The sequence below is a fragment of the Flavobacterium sp. ASW18X genome, from assembly GCF_005144745.1.
Taxonomy (GTDB): domain Bacteria; phylum Bacteroidota; class Bacteroidia; order Flavobacteriales; family Flavobacteriaceae; genus Croceivirga.
The window spans coordinates 31,833-47,667 of record NZ_SWKK01000019.1; the positions used below are offsets into that span (position 1 = coordinate 31,833).

General features: G+C 37.5%; 14 protein-coding genes. 6 read left to right on the top strand and 8 right to left on the bottom strand.

Features of this window, described 5'->3' with window-relative positions:
- The first annotated feature begins 46 nt into the window (after window positions 1-46).
- On the top strand, window positions 47-571 hold the full coding sequence (locus FBT53_RS13250) for a methyltransferase (protein ID WP_136951669.1): 525 nt from the start codon (window positions 47-49) through the stop codon (window positions 569-571).
- Window positions 572-573: 2 nt separating this feature from the next.
- Window positions 574-1,425 (top strand): glycosyltransferase family 2 protein, encoded by an 852-nt coding sequence (locus tag FBT53_RS13255; protein ID WP_136951670.1) that lies wholly within the window; start codon window positions 574-576, stop codon window positions 1,423-1,425.
- 46 nt (window positions 1,426-1,471) lie between these two features.
- Here FBT53_RS13255 and pafA read toward each other — a convergent pair whose 3' ends face one another.
- Complete coding sequence (gene pafA / locus FBT53_RS13260) at window positions 1,472-3,145, bottom strand: alkaline phosphatase PafA (RefSeq protein WP_136951671.1); 1,674 nt, start codon at window positions 3,143-3,145, stop codon at window positions 1,472-1,474.
- 113 nt (window positions 3,146-3,258) lie between these two features.
- On the opposite strand from pafA, the gene FBT53_RS13265 reads away from it, so the two are divergent.
- Both FBT53_RS13265 and FBT53_RS13270 read left to right on the top strand, forming a co-directional pair.
- Window positions 3,259-3,996: an ABC transporter permease gene (locus tag FBT53_RS13265; protein WP_136951672.1), complete on the top strand. Its 738-nt coding sequence runs from the start codon at window positions 3,259-3,261 to the stop codon at window positions 3,994-3,996.
- Window positions 3,996-4,763: an ABC transporter ATP-binding protein gene (locus FBT53_RS13270; protein ID WP_136951673.1), complete on the top strand. Its 768-nt coding sequence runs from the start codon at window positions 3,996-3,998 to the stop codon at window positions 4,761-4,763. Before FBT53_RS13265 ends, FBT53_RS13270 begins: the two co-directional genes overlap by 1 nt.
- 30 nt (window positions 4,764-4,793) lie before the next feature.
- On the opposite strand, the gene FBT53_RS13275 is transcribed toward FBT53_RS13270, so the two are convergent.
- The 3 genes from FBT53_RS13275 to FBT53_RS13285 are packed head-to-tail and all read right to left on the bottom strand — an operon-like array spanning window position 4,794 to window position 7,940.
- Window positions 4,794-6,242 carry a DUF389 domain-containing protein gene (locus tag FBT53_RS13275; protein ID WP_136951674.1) on the bottom strand — a complete coding sequence of 483 codons (1,449 nt, stop codon included), beginning with the start codon at window positions 6,240-6,242 and terminating at the stop codon, window positions 4,794-4,796.
- Between the two features lie 3 nt (window positions 6,243-6,245).
- A complete protein-coding gene (locus FBT53_RS13280) occupies window positions 6,246-7,325 on the bottom strand; it encodes a mannose-1-phosphate guanylyltransferase (protein ID WP_136951675.1) in 1,080 nt (359 codons plus the stop codon).
- A 9-nt stretch (window positions 7,326-7,334) separates the two neighbouring features.
- Window positions 7,335-7,940: a SprT-like domain-containing protein gene (locus FBT53_RS13285; RefSeq protein WP_136951676.1), complete on the bottom strand. Its 606-nt coding sequence runs from the start codon at window positions 7,938-7,940 to the stop codon at window positions 7,335-7,337.
- A 118-nt stretch (window positions 7,941-8,058) separates the two neighbouring features.
- Here FBT53_RS13285 and FBT53_RS13290 point away from each other — a divergent pair, with 118 nt between their 5' ends.
- Window positions 8,059-8,913 carry a metallophosphoesterase gene (locus FBT53_RS13290; protein ID WP_136951677.1) on the top strand — a complete coding sequence of 285 codons (855 nt, stop codon included), beginning with the start codon at window positions 8,059-8,061 and terminating at the stop codon, window positions 8,911-8,913.
- Between the two features lie 51 nt (window positions 8,914-8,964).
- Entirely contained in the window at window positions 8,965-11,346 is a 2,382-nt protein-coding gene (locus FBT53_RS13295) for a glycogen debranching protein (protein ID WP_136951678.1), read from the top strand.
- A 14-nt stretch (window positions 11,347-11,360) separates the two neighbouring features.
- On the opposite strand, the gene FBT53_RS13300 is transcribed toward FBT53_RS13295, so the two are convergent.
- From FBT53_RS13300 to pdhA, 4 genes are all read right to left on the bottom strand, one after another.
- Window positions 11,361-12,041, bottom strand: coding sequence for an SDR family oxidoreductase (locus FBT53_RS13300; protein WP_136951679.1), 681 nt, complete (start codon window positions 12,039-12,041; stop codon window positions 11,361-11,363).
- 6 nt (window positions 12,042-12,047) lie between these two features.
- Window positions 12,048-13,094: a M28 family peptidase gene (locus FBT53_RS13305; protein ID WP_136951680.1), complete on the bottom strand. Its 1,047-nt coding sequence runs from the start codon at window positions 13,092-13,094 to the stop codon at window positions 12,048-12,050.
- A 77-nt stretch (window positions 13,095-13,171) separates the two neighbouring features.
- A complete protein-coding gene (locus tag FBT53_RS13310) occupies window positions 13,172-14,812 on the bottom strand; it encodes a pyruvate dehydrogenase complex dihydrolipoamide acetyltransferase (protein ID WP_136951681.1) in 1,641 nt (546 codons plus the stop codon).
- A 4-nt stretch (window positions 14,813-14,816) separates the two neighbouring features.
- The gene (gene pdhA / locus FBT53_RS13315; protein ID WP_136951682.1) at window positions 14,817-15,815 is read right to left on the bottom strand and encodes a pyruvate dehydrogenase (acetyl-transferring) E1 component subunit alpha; all 999 of its coding nucleotides are present in this window, start codon (window positions 15,813-15,815) and stop codon (window positions 14,817-14,819) included.
- Window positions 15,816-15,835: the final 20 nt, after the last annotated feature.

Here is a 15,835-nt window from a genome sequence, read left to right on the forward strand (position 1 = left end):
GCGCACAAATTTGGAATATGTTTACGGAAATTTGAATCTTTACCTTATGTACGAAGGCAAATTTCCGCATAAACGCTATAAACATACTTTAGCATTCTTGCAAAAACACATTTCTACGGACCAGAATCTGTTGGATTTAGGGGTAGAAAATCCCTTTACTAACGTAATGACGGAGGCAGGTTACGCAGTAGAAAACACCAAAGGAGAAGACCTAGACGAAGATTTTTCTAGTGTTGAAAGTAGTGATGCTCCAGTAGTTACAGCTTTTGAAATTTTTGAACATTTAATTGCCCCTTATAACGTTTTAAAAGCCATTAAAGCAGATAAGTTGGTAGCGAGCATACCCATGCGCTTATGGTTTGCCCCTGCATACCGCAGTAAAACTGACCCTTGGGACAGACACTATCACGAGTTTGAAGATTGGCAGTTTAATTGGTTGTTAGAAAAAGCAGGATGGGAGATTAAAGATAGTGCCAAGTGGACTAACCCAACCAAAAAGATTGGTGTACGCCCTTTACTTAGGTATTTTACCAACCGCTATTATATTGTCTACGCAGAGCGAAAAAAATAGACATGCAAATAAGCATCATCATCCCTGCTCATAATGAAGCTAAATATTTAAACGCTTGTTTAGCTTCCTTTGTGGCACAAACACAGCCTCCAGACGAGCTCATTGTAGTGGACGATAATTCCACCGACGAGACGTACCAAATTGCAGCTTCTTTTGCTACCAGACACCCTTGGATTACCGTAGTGCAACGTAAGAGTGAAGATGTACACATTCCCGGAAAAAAAGTGGTAGACACTTTTAACTTTGGCTTGCAAAAAACCAAAATTGCGTACGACTTAATTGGTAAGTTTGATGCTGATATCATTCTGCCTCCCAATTACTTTGAAGTCATGCGCAACCGATTTAAAGCCAACTGGCTATTGGGCATGTGCTCGGGAGTTTTGCATGTAGAAAAAAATGGTGTTTGGCAGTTTGAGGGTATCGCTAATAAAAACCATGTGCGTGGCCCTATTAAATTGTATTACCGCCAGCTTTTTGAACTCATGGGAGGGCTAAAACCTGGTGTTGGCTGGGATACCGTAGACACGCTGTTATGTATGTTTCACGATTTTCAAATAGAAACAGATGAAAACCTCATCGTAAAACATTTAAGACCTACTGGACATGGGTACTCTGTTAAAAGCTATCAACAAAAAGGAAAAGCACTCTATCAAATGCGATACGACATCGCGCTAGCAAAAATTGCGTTGTTAAAAATGGCGCTACAAGCAAAATCTCCCCTACTCTATTTACAAGGAATTGTAGGCTACTTAAAAGCATTTTTTACGGGCACAAAACCTTTTGTTACCAAAGCCGAAGGCAAATACATTAGAAAGCACCGCTGGAAAGGTGTTATTTCTAAATTAAGGATATAAAAAAAGTCGCTCTAAAGCGACTTTCTACTTATTCTATCAATACACCTTATTCTAACACTTCTTCTATCGGCGTTCCAGTAGCTCCGTTAGGAAAAGAAATGCCTAATAAAACCGATAAGGTAGGGGCTATATCTGGTATCTCTGTACGGTTAGCCGTTTCCCCTTTTTTAAATCCTACACCATAAAACAATAGCGGTGCATGAGTATCATAAATAAAAGGAGAACCATGCGTGGACCCTGTCTTAGAATAACTAATGTGCGCAGGTTTAGGCACATAAATTACATCCCCAGAACGTTTTTGGTGCCATCCATTTTGCAAAATGTAAGGTATGCCTTTGGTATAATTTTGTTGCCACATTTGGTTGCCTGTGTATACTTTATCTATATCACTGTAACCCAAAATCTCATACGCAATTTCTTCTTGAACGTCTGCCAATGCTATATCTAAATTATTAACCACTTTATGGTCTAAAAAGATTTGCTCATTGCTAATATTCTTTACAATATCTGTGGTTCCGTAACGGTATTTTAAAAACTCTTGAAATTGGGTTTTAATAGCGTCCATTTCTAGATATCCGGCTGGCACTTTTTGGTCTTCTAAATAAGCCGGTACAGGTATGGCGGCATGGTCTGCAGTTAGGAATAAAGTATAATTACCTGCACCAACTTTAGCATCCAAACCATTTAATAATCGTTCTAAATCCTTATCTAATCTTAAATATGTATCTTGTATCTCTTTGGAATCTACCCCAAATTTATGACCTACATAATCTGTACTCGAATAGCTCACCGCTAAAAAATCAGTGTCGTTATCCGCACCTAAAGCTTCGCCTTCTAAAGCTGCTAAGGCAAAATCTGTAGTAATACTATTGCCGTATGGCGTACTACTCAAAATACTAAATTGCCCATTTTCTTCCCAAAGTACTGGCAAATCATATGGGAAGGTTGTAGTATCTTTACCTCTAAACTTACCCTCGTAATTATTGGCATCTACAACACTTTCTTTATAAGTTGTGATTGGCTTAAGAGTTTCCCATGGTTTTTTATAGTCCTCAACAATAGAAGATGTATTAAAATCTTGTACCCATTTGGGCAATTGATTCATATAATAAGAACTGGTAATAAAGTTACCCGTAGTACCACCTTCAAACCAATAGGCTGCATTTGCCGTGTGGCCACCAGGCAAGACAGCCCCTCTATCTTTAATAGCTACTGCAATGGTCTTACCTCTCATTTGCGTAAACAATCTTAACTCATCTGTAATGGTTGTTGTCAACATTCTGTGTGGAGACATTTGTCCTTTAGCAGATGTTGTACCTACAGAGGTGTAACTGTCATCCGCAGCGCAGTAAACAGATTTATCTGTTTCTTTATCGTACCAATTATTGCCAATTACACCATGTACAGCCGGTGTTGTACCAGTGTAGACCGATGTATGTCCAGGCCCAGTACTTGTGGGAGCGTAATTAAAGTGATGGTTTTTACAATTAAAACCATTATTTACTAATCTTTTAAAACCGCCTTCTCCATAGTGGCTCCAAAAACGAGTAAGATAATCGTAACGCATTTGGTCTACAATAATACCAACTACAAGTTTTGGTTTTTGAGTTTGGTGAATTTCTGGTGTCTCCTTAGCATTCTTCTTCCTCCTTTGTGCTGATGTGGTCCAAGTTATTGCACACAGTAATAGTAGTGCAATACACAATCTGTATTTATTCATAATTATAAATTATCCCATGCAAAACTATTCAATAAACCGTGTTAATGGATTAAAACAAGGTTAAAAGCGCAGCATTATTCTTATTTTTACCAAAGGATATAGACATTCGCTGCATGAATTACCTTGCTTCTATTGGAAAATACTTTATTATGGTTTGGGAGGTTTTTAAAAAACCTACTAAGTGGTCCATCATGAAGACTTTGATACTCAAAGAAATAGATGAACTTATATATGGTTCTCTGGGGATTATAATATTTATAGCCTTCTTTATTGGCGGGGTGGTAACCATACAAACCGCTTTAAACCTTACTAACCCATTAATCCCAAAAAGTCTTATTGGTTTTGCCACACGGCAATCTGTTATTTTGGAGTTTGCACCAACATTTACCTCTATTATCATGGTAGGAAAGGTGGGTTCTTACATTACCTCTAGTATCGGTACCATGCGGGTTACAGAGCAGATAGATGCCCTAGAAGTTATGGGTGTAAACTCTTTAAACTACTTGGTTTTCCCAAAAATTATTGCCATGCTTTTTTATCCATTTGCAGTAGCTATTGCCATGTACACCGGAGTATTAGGAGGTTGGGTAGCAGCTGTATTTGGAGATTATGCCCCTAGTGGAGATTACATTATGGGCTTACAGTTAGATTTTATTCCTTTCCATGTGTATTATGCCTTTATAAAAACATTACTATTCTCTTTTGTCATAGCAACAATGCCCTCTTATTTTGGGTATTATATGCAAGGGGGAGCGCTAGAAGTTGGTAAAGCAAGTACCACAGCATTTGTCTGGACCTCTGTGGTACTAATTATTTTAAATTATGTTTTAACCCAATTAATGCTTGGCTAATGATAGAAGTAGACAACATCCATAAAACGTTTGGTGAGAACCATGTATTAAAAGGGATTAGCACCACTTTTGAGCAAGGAAAAACCAATTTAATCATTGGCCAAAGTGGTTCTGGTAAAACTGTTTTTTTAAAATGCTTGTTAGGATTATTTTTTCCTGAACAAGGCGCTATACGCTATAGTGGCCAAGATTATGCCCAGTTGACAAATGATGAGCAACGAGATTTACGACAAGATATGGGGATGGTTTTCCAAGGTAGCGCTCTATTTGATTCTATGACGGTAGAAGAAAATGTACGCTTTCCTTTAGATATGTTTACCAAACAGGGTAAGTCTGAAATGCAAGACCGTGTAGACTTTGTTTTGGAAAGGGTTCGTTTGAAAGACGCGCATAAAAAATATCCCTCAGAAATTTCTGGAGGTATGCAAAAAAGGGTTGCCATTGCTAGAGCTATTGTAATGAAGCCTAGCTATCTATTTTGCGATGAACCTAATTCTGGTTTAGACCCCAAAACAGCTATCATTATAGATAATCTAATTCATGAAATTACGGATGAGTACAATATTACCACAGTAATTAATACGCACGACATGAATTCTGTAATGGAAATTGGAGAAAAAATTATTTTTCTAAAGAATGGTCATCTAGAATGGGAAGGCACCAATAAAGAAATTTTTAAAACAGAAAATGAAGCGGTTACAGACTTTGTATATTCTTCTGAACTGTTTAAAAAGGTTCGCCAAATGTATATTGAAGAAAGGAACTGATTTAAAAAATCAGCTCCTTTTACTCTAGATTTATAAACGTCTTATCTGCAACGTACTATCTTGCAAACGCTGCTTTAACCATTTAGAAAGTTTTTCTTGCTCTTTCTTTATATGAGCCTCTTTTATCTTGTCGTCCCATTTTACCTCAAAAACAGGTACAGTATCTAACTTCTTAAAGTTAGATTTGATTTGATATGCAAAATTGATTTCTGTTAAATCCTCATAATTAATTTTAGCTTCAGCCGTAATTTCGCTAAAAGGAATTTGCTTTCCTACATTTCTACTCAAACGGGCCACTTCTGCCTCTAAAAAATGTATTCGCTCTTCTCTGGTTAGCAATTCTGCCTTTTTAGCTTCGTATAACTCGGTCACGTAGTTAAATTTTTCTTCAGAATCATCCTTACCACCCTGTATAACGTGTAATTCCGCATCTTTAAGCTTACTAAAATTGTTCTTTTTAGTACGCCAAGAATTGATGATGTTTTCTGGGATTTCCTCAGTACCCATGCAAACAATTTCTATTACACCACCATCTTTCTCGTATTCTAGTTTAGTAAGGTTATCTACATACCTACCATTATTAGAAAACTCATAAGACTCAATAGTATCTCCTAAAAACTCTTGCGCTTGCTTTTTAAACATACTCTCATTAAAAGCCATATAAAAAGTATAACCCGCTGGGAGCATTACTAAAAAACCTACGGTGGATGCAATACGTGCAATAAAACGTCTTCTTTGGCTATTGGCATACTTAACCATAGGAAAACGAAGGTATTTTACTACCAAAAAGGTTGCTAAGCCTATAAAAATGGTATTAATTATAAACAGGTACATAGCCCCTAACGCATACCAATATTTACCAATAGCCAAACCAAAACCAACAGTACATAGTGGCGGCATTAATGCTGTGGCTATGGCTACTCCAAAAATTACACTTGCAATGGTACCTCTTTTAGCACGTGCAATAACCAATGCCAAACCACCAAAGAATGCAATTAATACATCTCTAATATCTGGTTTTGTTCTAGCTAAGAGCTCAGAACTTTCGTCTTGTATAGGAAAAACATAAAAGAAAAGAAAGGCGGTAATTACACTAAGTACCACCATGACCACAAAGTTTTTTAAAGATTTGCGTAAGGTCTCCACATCATTAATGGCTAAGGATAATCCCATACCTAATATAGGGCCCATAAGCGGAGAAATTAGCATTGCTCCAATAACCACTGCTGTAGAATTGGCGTTTAACCCAATAGACGCAATAAATATGGAACAAATGAGAATCCAAGATGTATGGCCTTTAAAAGGTATATCTTGTATAATAGATTCCTTTGTGGCTACAGCGTCTGTATTACTTCTAATCTCTAAAAGCTCTGACAAGAACTTTTTTACACTACCTAGTAAACCTTGAAAATCCTTTTTAACGTCTTCCGAATTAGATTCGGTTTTGTGGTCGTCTTCTTTAAATAAATTTTGACTCATATATTATGCGAATTCGTCTCCAAACGCATCACTAACCTGCCCTCTTACTTGCTTTATATCTTGCTGTTTGGATTTTGGGTAAATTAACAACACATCATCTTTATCTACAACAATATAATCATCCAAACCATCAATCACTACTATTTTACCTGCTTTAGTACTAATCATATTTCCTTTAGCATCGTTTAGTACGGTATTGGCATTTACTGTTGCGTTATCTTGTGGGTCTTTTTCTAACTTATCGTATAAAGCGCCCCAAGTACCTAAATCATTCCAATCAAAAGTAGCAGGTAAGGTATAAATCTTTTTGGCCTGTTCTAAAATAGCATAATCAATAGATATGTTTTCTGCCTGTGGATAATGTTCGGCTATAAAATCTTTTTCCTCGCTATTATTATAGCAAGACAAACCTTTCTCAAACAAGTTATATTGCGATGGCTGGTATGCTTTAAAGGCATTTACAATAGTTTCTACGCTCCACATAAAAATACCGGCATTCCATAAAAAGTTACCTTGTTCTATAAATGACTTTGCCGTTTCTAAATCGGGCTTTTCTCTAAACTGTGCTACTGGCTTTAAATCTTCTGTGGCCGATTTTTCAAATTCAATATACCCAAATCCGGTATTAGGAAAAGTAGGCTGTATCCCCAGCGTACATAATGCATCTTGTTCTTCACACTTAGCAAAACAAGCTTTTACGTCTGCCTCAAAAGCAGCTTCGTCTTCTATCCAGTGGTCACTCGGTGCTACAATCATCACCGCATTCGGATTCATTTTCTGAATCTTTAACGATGCATATAAAATACATGGTGCGGTATTACGCATTGCAGGTTCTAGCACCACCTGTTCTTGCTTTACTGCTGGGAGTTGTTCTAACACCAAATCATTATAACGTTCATTGGTGAGAATTAAAATATTTTCTGTGGGTATAAATTTATTTAAACGGTCAAATGTTTTTTGTATTAAGGACTTTCCAGTTCCTAACATGTCATGGAACTGCTTTGGATTATTGGTTGTACTTACCGGCCAAAAGCGTGATCCTACGCCACCAGCCATTAAAACGGCATAATAATTTTTATTCATGGTCTATATTTAGTCTTTTAATACTTCTACTTCAGCATTGGGCTGAAACAAATACATCCGTCCCGTTGCCACCTCCAAACACTCATAGCGTTTGGTTCTTTTTTTACCCTTTTTAAAGATTTTTCCATTATAAATACGAAAAACACTTCCCATAGGTAATTCAAAAACGTAAGAATTTTCTTTATGTTGCACTGCATCATACTGTTTCAATGCAAGGGCCAAATTAGTATCTGTACTACTACTTGCTTTAGGATTTCTAAAATGATTTGCAATTACCGGCAGCAATTTAGTAGGGAAAACTTCTGGTCTTATAAATGGCACCATTAAATTTATAAAGGTTTGTTTCCACTCCACCCCATGCGGTTTTATTCGCCTACCATATTTTTCAAAAGCCACCAAATGCGCAATCTCATGGATTAGCGTAATTAAAAACTGGTACTTATTACTTGTGGCATTCATAGTAATTAGATGTTGTCCGTTAGGCAGCCGTCTATAATCCCCATGCCTAGTTACGCGTTTGTTCACAATCTTTAAATGAACTCCAAACTGCTTAATTAATTCCAAACAAGGTGTCACAGCCATTTCTGGCAAATACTTTTCCAACACTTGGCTCATGCAACAAAAATAGAGATTAGAAAGCTACTATTTTAAGACGTAGCGATAAAATAATGAGAACTTTACAAACGTTAAGAGGGTGTATTTTAATTTTATTCGTGTAAATACAACCAACATTATGGTAAGCAGAAGGAGATTTTTGAAGGGAGCAGCAGCACTTGCCGGCACAGGAGCAATAATGGGCTTGTATTCCTGGCAAGTAGAACCACATTGGTTAGAATTTGTACACAAACGTATGCCTGTTGCCAATTTACCTAAACCACTCGTTGGCAAAACTTTATTACAACTTAGTGACATCCATGTTGGACCTAAAGTAAATCAAAAATACCTATTAGATGCAGTTGCAAAAGGCACAAGCTTAAACCCAGACTTTGTAGTTTACACAGGAGATTTTATCCATTTTGAAAACAACGACACCTTTTTAGATTTAAAAAAAGTTTTACAAAAAGCACCAAAAGGAGCCTTGGGCACCTATGCTATCCTTGGAAACCATGATTATGGAGAACAGTGGTTAGATGCAGAAATTGCGGATACTATCACAGACTTATTAACGCAAGAGGGTATTACCGTTTTACGTAACGAACAGCAAAATATTCACGGGCTAAATATTATAGGCATAGACGATTACTGGGGCACTAACTTTTTCCCTAAAAATGTATTGAAACAGTATGATGCTTCCCAAGCTAATATTGCCCTATGCCACAACCCAGATGTGTGCGATTTAGATGTATGGAATGGTTATCAAGGCTGGATTTTATCCGGACATACCCATGGTGGGCAATGCAAATTACCTCTTTTAGAACCCCCAATACTTCCCGTACAAAATCCTAGGTACAGTGCTGGTGAAATTGACCTGTTTGATGGCCGTACGCTATATATCAACAGAGCCTTAGGACATTTGCATCAATTACGATTTAATGTTAGGCCAGAAATAACGGTCTTTACCTTGGAAGAACTAAATTCTTTTGGTTAAAAAAATCTGAATTTTAAAACAACTCTAAGTACATTTAGTAAAACTGAATGTATGAAGCTCCACGTATTAGTTTTTTTATCGCTACTATGCTTTGCTTGCAAGAAAAACGACATTTCTAGTAACATAGCTGCATTAAGTACCGAGATAGAACATATCCAAGGAAAGTCTGCGTATTTAGATTCCCCTTTTGTAACTGCTGGTAATCGAGTATACATGGTAGGGCATCAAAATGGGAGTTTTCCTGATTTAGGATGGCACATTAAAGGAGAAATGGGCGGCATATGGATCCACCCAATAAAACTAATGGATGGTTTTGAGCTTTCTATTATTTTGGATAACAAAGAGTATGCTTTAACTCAAGCAGATATTTTTACCAATTATCCTTTTTACAATCAGCACACCTACAATTTAGAAGAACCACAGCTCCAAATAGAACGTTGGCAATTTGTTCCCGATGATACAGAAGGAGTTTTAGTACAAGTACTGATAAAAAACAAAAGCAAAACTCCTACAGCTATAGACTTAAATTTTAAGACAACCTCTGACCTAAGACCGACATGGCTTGGAGAGCGTACTGATATGATTGATGGTAAAGACCGTGCTGAGTTTGATAGTACCATTGACGGTTTTTTAATTAAGGACGAAGCAAATTCATGGTTTACCGCGTTTAATAGTTCAGAAAAATCAACAGGAAATACTACCGAAGTAACGATAGACAACACCTCTTTAAATTCTCTGCAATATGAATTCACCATAGGCGCGCAAAAAGACAAGCTTATTAATTTTGCGATTGCAGGTTCTTATACTTCTAAAGAAGCTACTCTTAAAACTCTTAAAAATATTCAACAACATTGGCACCAGGCTTTTGTAGCTAAGAAAAGTAGATACCAAGCTTTGGCACAAAAAACCAAACTTACTATACCAGATAAAGATATGGAACAGGCTTTTAGATGGTTAAAATATAATTGTAATTGGTTAATACGTAATGTACCAGAAGTAGGTAGTGGAATTACAGCAGGCTTACCAGATTATCCTTGGTGGTTTGGTGTAGATAGTGAATATGCTTTACAAGGCTACATGGCGGTTGGTCAAACCGATGCGGTTTACAATACCATAAGACTTTTAGATAGTGTTTCTGAAAAAGTAAATGGCAATGGCAAGATTATTCATGAAATGTCTACCAATGGTGCTGTTTTTAATCCTGGAAATATCAACGAAACCCCACAATTTGCCACCTTACTTTGGCGCGTTTATCAATGGAACGGTGACAAGGCTTTTTTAAAACGCTACTTTCCTACCGTTAAAAAAGGATTAGCTTGGTTATTAGCCCACAATGATTTGGATAAGAATGGTTTCCCTGAAGGATTTGGTATGATGGAAATTCATGGATTGGATAGTGAAATGATAGATGTAGCAGCCTATACCCAGCAAGCATTTGCCGCTGCTGCGCAAATGGCAATGGAATTAAATCAAATTGATTTAGCCAAAGACTACCACAAAAAAGCAACCGAACTTACAACTAAAATAAATCAGGAATTTTGGTCAGATGATTTTAATAGTTATGCTGATTTTATAGGCACAGATGAACAGGCGTTGCATTTGATAGATGATGCCATTATCCGAGCGGATACTTTAAACAAACCATGGGCTATTAAGGAGTTGAAAAATACAGCTGATTTCATTAAAAAAAATCCTTCGGATACTCCAAGACCTTTTGTATTGCACCACAATTGGGTTGTAAATACACCAATGGAAGTCGGCATTGCAGATACAGCCAAAGCATTGAAAGCGCTACAAACCGCAGAACAATTTGTGAATCCGTTTGGCGTATTTGTAACAGGTATTGACAGGGATGCTTCTGCAGGTGCAGACGAAAACACCTTTGTAGCGCCTAAAGTCTTTTCCTATACAGGTGCTGTAATGACTTTACCGACAGGTGTACAAGCCATTGCTGAGAACAATTACAACAGGCCAGATAAAGCTTTGGAATATCTAGAACGGATGACCAGAAGCTTTAGTTATGCATTACCTGGAAGCATGTATGAGGTTTCTCCAGATTATGGTATGATGACACAGGCATGGAACATTTATAGCTACGCCTATCCAATGGTTCATCAATTTTTTGGTATTCAACCAGAAGCACAAAATAAAACCGTACATATAAAACCCAATATGCCGTCAAAATGGAATAAGGCTAGTCTAGAAAATGTACAGGTGGGTGATGGTGAAAATAGCGTATCCGTTTATTTTGAAAGAAAAGGCGATACAATAAAATTAAAGGTAACACAAATCAACACAGATTGGACACTTTTAATAGATGCTCCCAGAGGATTTAAAAAAATAACTGCCAATTCTAATGAAGCAAAAGCAAATAACTCAGAAAAAAGACTGACTTCTAATGCTAAAGAAATCAGTCTTACAATATCTAAATAAGTTTTTCTAGTTTTCTATGGTGTAGAGCTACTTACTTGTAACACTTTTCCATTGTAAAATCTATTGCCAGTCAAAGCGAAGTCTTTAATATAATTTGCCATTTCTAAAGCAGTAATTGGAGCTTTATAACCCGGAAAAGCCTCTTCTAGCATCTCTGTTTGTACCGCTCCTAATGCTAAAACATTAAAAGAAGGACCGTTTTCTTTGTATTCTTCTGCTAATAATTCTATCAATGTAATTACAGCTCCCTTACTGCTGCTGTATGCAGCTAGTCCAGGAAACTTCATACTTCCTTGGATGCCTCCCATGGAACTAACGGTGACTACATGGCCATCAGCATTCATTTTGGGAAGTACTGTTTTAATTAATTCGGCTACGCCAAAAACATTAACCCGATACACGGCTTCAAAATCTTCAAAAGACAACTTTTCAAAAGGTTTGTTCACTAAACTACCGGCATTGTTAATGACCACGTCTACAGAATCCCAATCGCTAATAAATTCAGTTACTTTTTGGTATTCTTCTACCTTGCTTAAATCAAACTGAAATGTGGCAATATTAGCGTGATTCAAGTCCAAAACTGGTCTAGGATTTCTAGATAATGCTAACACTTTGTGCCCTTCATCAGCAAAAAGTTTTGCCATTTCTAAACCAATTCCTCTGCTGGTTCCAGTGATAATAATATTTTTTGCCATCTGTATTTAGTTCATTTTTATTTCACCCTTAGGTCCATTAGCAATACCTTCTACCATTGGTGTAAATTTATTTATAGTGTTAGCCATGTGCGACATATCCATTTGCTCTACTTCATCATCTGGTTTATGGTAAAAGTTAAAATTGGTAAAGTCAAAGGTGCAATACGTATGGCTTGGAATTTTAAATTCGTTGTAAAATGGATAATTATCAGACCTAGCAAACAATCCATTTTTTTTTGCCGTTGGCAAATAACCCACCAAATTAGCACCAGAATATGCATTACTTATTTCTGCTAGATTACTCTTTTCGTAACCTGTTATATATACTTCATAATTTTTGTTTTGCAGGGGCACTCCAATCATTTCAAAATTTAGGACTGCATAGAGATTAACGCCTTCCTTTTTCATCCGTTTTGCTAGATGGGCCGAGCCTAATAACCCTTTTTCTTCTGCACTAAATAAAGCAAAAATTATAGTTCGTTTATTGGTCTTATGCTGTCCAAAATACTTTGCCATTTCCAAAACACTTGTAGTTCCAGAGGCATTATCATTGGCCCCATTTGCTACTTTATCCCCAGCCACAGGACTCATAGTACCTATGTGGTCATAGTGTGCTCCGACTATGATTACTTCGTCTTTAAGAAGTTCATCATTACCAGGCACTATTCCCAAAACATTAAAAGCTGGCTTGGTATAATTGCTCAGCTCGTCTCTATACGTCTCATAATACGGAGCAACATCATTCGCTTTAAAATGATTTTCGATAAAAACGGCAGCCTTTTCAATTCCTTCAGAACCTGTATCTCTTCCTTGTAGCTCGTCAGAAGCCAAGAAACCCATAATTCTACCCACCTCTTCGGAAGTAGTTACAGGGTAAGATTTAGCTATCGCAGTATTAAATTTTTCTGTATCCGCTTTTAAGCCATCTGGTCCAGATTGCAAAGTAGTTTCTTCCCTTGCAGGCTGCACATCTTCTGGGTTTGTTACCACTAATTTTGGAGTTCCGCAGGCCAAAAAACTTAACCCTAATATATATATTGATACTCTTTTCATCTCTATTGTATTAAATTATAAAGATAAAAAAAGCACCCTGTAAAGGATGCTTTTAAAAATTTATAAGTCTTAAATGGTTATGCCAACATAGTTACTGGGTTCTCCAAGTAAGCTCTTAACGTTTGTAAAAACTGAGCTCCCGTTGCACCATCTACCGTTCTATGGTCACAAGCCAAAGTAACTTTCATAGTACTACCAGGTACAACTGCACCATTTTTAACCACTGGTTTTTCTATTATTGCACCAACACTCAGTATAGCAGAGTTTGGCTGATTGATAATGGAAGTAAACTCTTGTATGCCAAACATACCTAAGTTAGAAACCGTAAATGTGCTACCTTCCATTTCATCAGGCTTAATCTTCTTGTTTCTAGCTTTACCAGCTAAATCGCGAACAGAAGCACCAATCTGAGTTAAGCTCATTTGGTCTGCAAATTTTAAAACAGGTACAACCAAACCTTCGTCTACCGCTACTGCTACACCCATATGTACATGATGATTGTAAACAGTAGTATCACCGTTCCAAGAGGTATTTACTTGCGGGTGCTTTTTAAGTGCCATAGCACATGCTTTTAGTACCATATCATTAAAAGATACTTTAGTATCTGGCAATCCGTTAATTTGTGCCCTAGAAGCCTTAGCGTTGTCCATATCTACCTCTATGGTCAGGTAGTAATGTGGCGCTGTAAACTTAGATTCTCCCAGACGTTTAGCAATTACCTTACGCATGGTAGAGTTTTTAACCTCTTCTGAACGTTCTTCTCCTACGGGTAAGTTTATTGGCGCAACCGAAGCAGGCGCAGCACTTGTGCTAGAAGTAGCAGTAGCTGGAGCAGCAGCTTGTGCGCTTGGCGTAAAGTTTTCTACATCTTTACGTACAATGCGTCCATTATCTCCAGTTCCCTTCACGGTTGCTAAATCTATACCTTTATCTGCAGCAATTTTCTTAGCTAAAGGTGATGCAAAAATACGACCACCAGATGCTGAGCTTGAGCTTGCTGTTTCGGCTTGTCTTTCTTCTTTAGGAGTTTCTTCTTTTTTAGGCGCTTCACTTTTAGCTTCTGATTTTCCTTCAGAAGGTTTTGCATTTAAAATAGCATCCACATTAGTCCCTTCTGGACCAATTATAGCCAATAAAGAATCTACAGGAGCTCCTTCCCCTTCTTGAATACCTATGTGTAATAAGGTACCTGAGTAAAAGGACTCAAACTCCATTGTAGCTTTATCTGTTTCAATTTCAGCTAGGATATCCCCCTCCTCAACTTCATCACCAACCTTTTTTAACCAAGAAGCAACCGTACCTTCCTCCATGGTATCACTCAGTCTTGGCATGGTAATAATTTCAACACCTTCTGGAATATCAGCAGGTTCACCTGTAGATGCTACTTCTTCTTTCTCTTGGGATGTTGTTTCTTCTTTTTCTTTCTCTTTTTCTGAAGTTGATGCTCCTTCACCATTTAGCAATCCAGAAATGTCTTCTCCTTCTTCGCCTATAATGGCTAGAAGAGAGTCTACTGGAGCCCCTTCTCCTTCTTGTATACCAATATGAAGTAAAGTACCCTCATTAAAGGATTCAAACTCCATAGTGGCTTTATCAGTTTCTATCTCTGCTAAGATATCTCCTTCTTCTACGTGGTCCCCAACATTTTTTAGCCATTTAGCAACGGTACCTTCTTCCATGGTATCGCTCAATCTTGGCATATTTACTACTACTGCCATGAGTCTATAATTTATGTTTTAAGAATGGGTAATCTTCTTGGGCGTAAACCACATCGTACAATTGCTCAACTGGAGGAAAGTCTGATTCTTCTGCGAACTTCTCACACTCAGTAACAAGCTTTTTCACACGCTTATCCATTTCCTTAATCTCTTCTTCGGTAGCGTATTTTTTCTCCAATAACACATCTTTTACCTGCGTAATTGGGTCTATTTTTTTGTATTCTTCAACTTCTTCTTTAGTTCTGTAATGCTGAGCATCAGACATTGAGTGACCTCTGTAACGGTACGTTTTCATTTCTAAGAATGTTGGTCCGCCGCCACTTCTAGCGCGTTCAATTGCCTTAGAAACTTCTTTAGCTACAACTGCCGGATCCATACCATCTACAGGCGCGCATGGCATCTCGTAACCCAAACCTAGCTTGTAAATATCTGTGGAGTAAGATGTTCTAGCTACAGAAGTACCCATGGCATACCCGTTGTTTTCACAAATAAAAACTACTGGCAATTGCCACAGCATTGCAAGGTTAAAGGTCTCGTGCAATGACCCCTGTCTTACCGCGCCGTCACCCATATAACATAATGTTACAGCGTCTCGTTTAAAATATTTATCTGCAAATGCCAAACCTGCACCTAATGGAATTTGACCGCCAACAATACCGTGTCCTCCATAAAACCCATGTTCCTTAGAGAAAATATGCATAGAGCCACCCATACCTTTAGAGGTACCTGTTACCTTACCATACAATTCTGCCATTACTTTTTTAGGGTCTACTCCCATACCTATGGGCTGTACGTGGTTACGGTAAGCAGTAATCATTTTATCTTTAGATAGGTCCATTGCATGTAAAGAACCTGCTAATACCGCTTCTTGACCATTGTACAGGTGCAAGAACCCTCTTACCTTTTGTTGAATATAAACTGCGGCAAGCTTGTCCTCGAACTTGCGCCAAAAAAGCATGTCTTCATACCACTTAAGGTATACCTCTTTTGTGATTTTTTTCATGAGTATGTATTGTTAGATAC

Coding starts and splice junctions, on each gene's coding strand:
- FBT53_RS13255 (WP_136951670.1), top strand. CDS start 574: ATGCAAATAAGCATCATCATCCCTGCTCATAATGAAGCTAAATATTTA.
- FBT53_RS13295 (WP_136951678.1), top strand. CDS start 8,965: ATGAAGCTCCACGTATTAGTTTTTTTATCGCTACTATGCTTTGCTTGC.
- FBT53_RS13275 (WP_136951674.1), bottom strand. CDS start 6,242: ATGAGTCAAAATTTATTTAAAGAAGACGACCACAAAACCGAATCTAAT.
- FBT53_RS13290 (WP_136951677.1), top strand. CDS start 8,059: ATGGTAAGCAGAAGGAGATTTTTGAAGGGAGCAGCAGCACTTGCCGGC.
- FBT53_RS13285 (WP_136951676.1), bottom strand. CDS start 7,940: ATGAGCCAAGTGTTGGAAAAGTATTTGCCAGAAATGGCTGTGACACCT.
- FBT53_RS13280 (WP_136951675.1), bottom strand. CDS start 7,325: ATGAATAAAAATTATTATGCCGTTTTAATGGCTGGTGGCGTAGGATCA.
- FBT53_RS13310 (WP_136951681.1), bottom strand. CDS start 14,812: ATGGCAGTAGTAGTAAATATGCCAAGATTGAGCGATACCATGGAAGAA.
- FBT53_RS13265 (WP_136951672.1), top strand. CDS start 3,259: ATGAATTACCTTGCTTCTATTGGAAAATACTTTATTATGGTTTGGGAG.
- pafA (WP_136951671.1), bottom strand. CDS start 3,145: ATGAATAAATACAGATTGTGTATTGCACTACTATTACTGTGTGCAATA.
- FBT53_RS13250 (WP_136951669.1), top strand. CDS start 47: ATGTACGAAGGCAAATTTCCGCATAAACGCTATAAACATACTTTAGCA.
- pdhA (WP_136951682.1), bottom strand. CDS start 15,815: ATGAAAAAAATCACAAAAGAGGTATACCTTAAGTGGTATGAAGACATG.
- FBT53_RS13305 (WP_136951680.1), bottom strand. CDS start 13,094: ATGAAAAGAGTATCAATATATATATTAGGGTTAAGTTTTTTGGCCTGC.
- FBT53_RS13300 (WP_136951679.1), bottom strand. CDS start 12,041: ATGGCAAAAAATATTATTATCACTGGAACCAGCAGAGGAATTGGTTTA.
- FBT53_RS13270 (WP_136951673.1), top strand. CDS start 3,996: ATGATAGAAGTAGACAACATCCATAAAACGTTTGGTGAGAACCATGTA.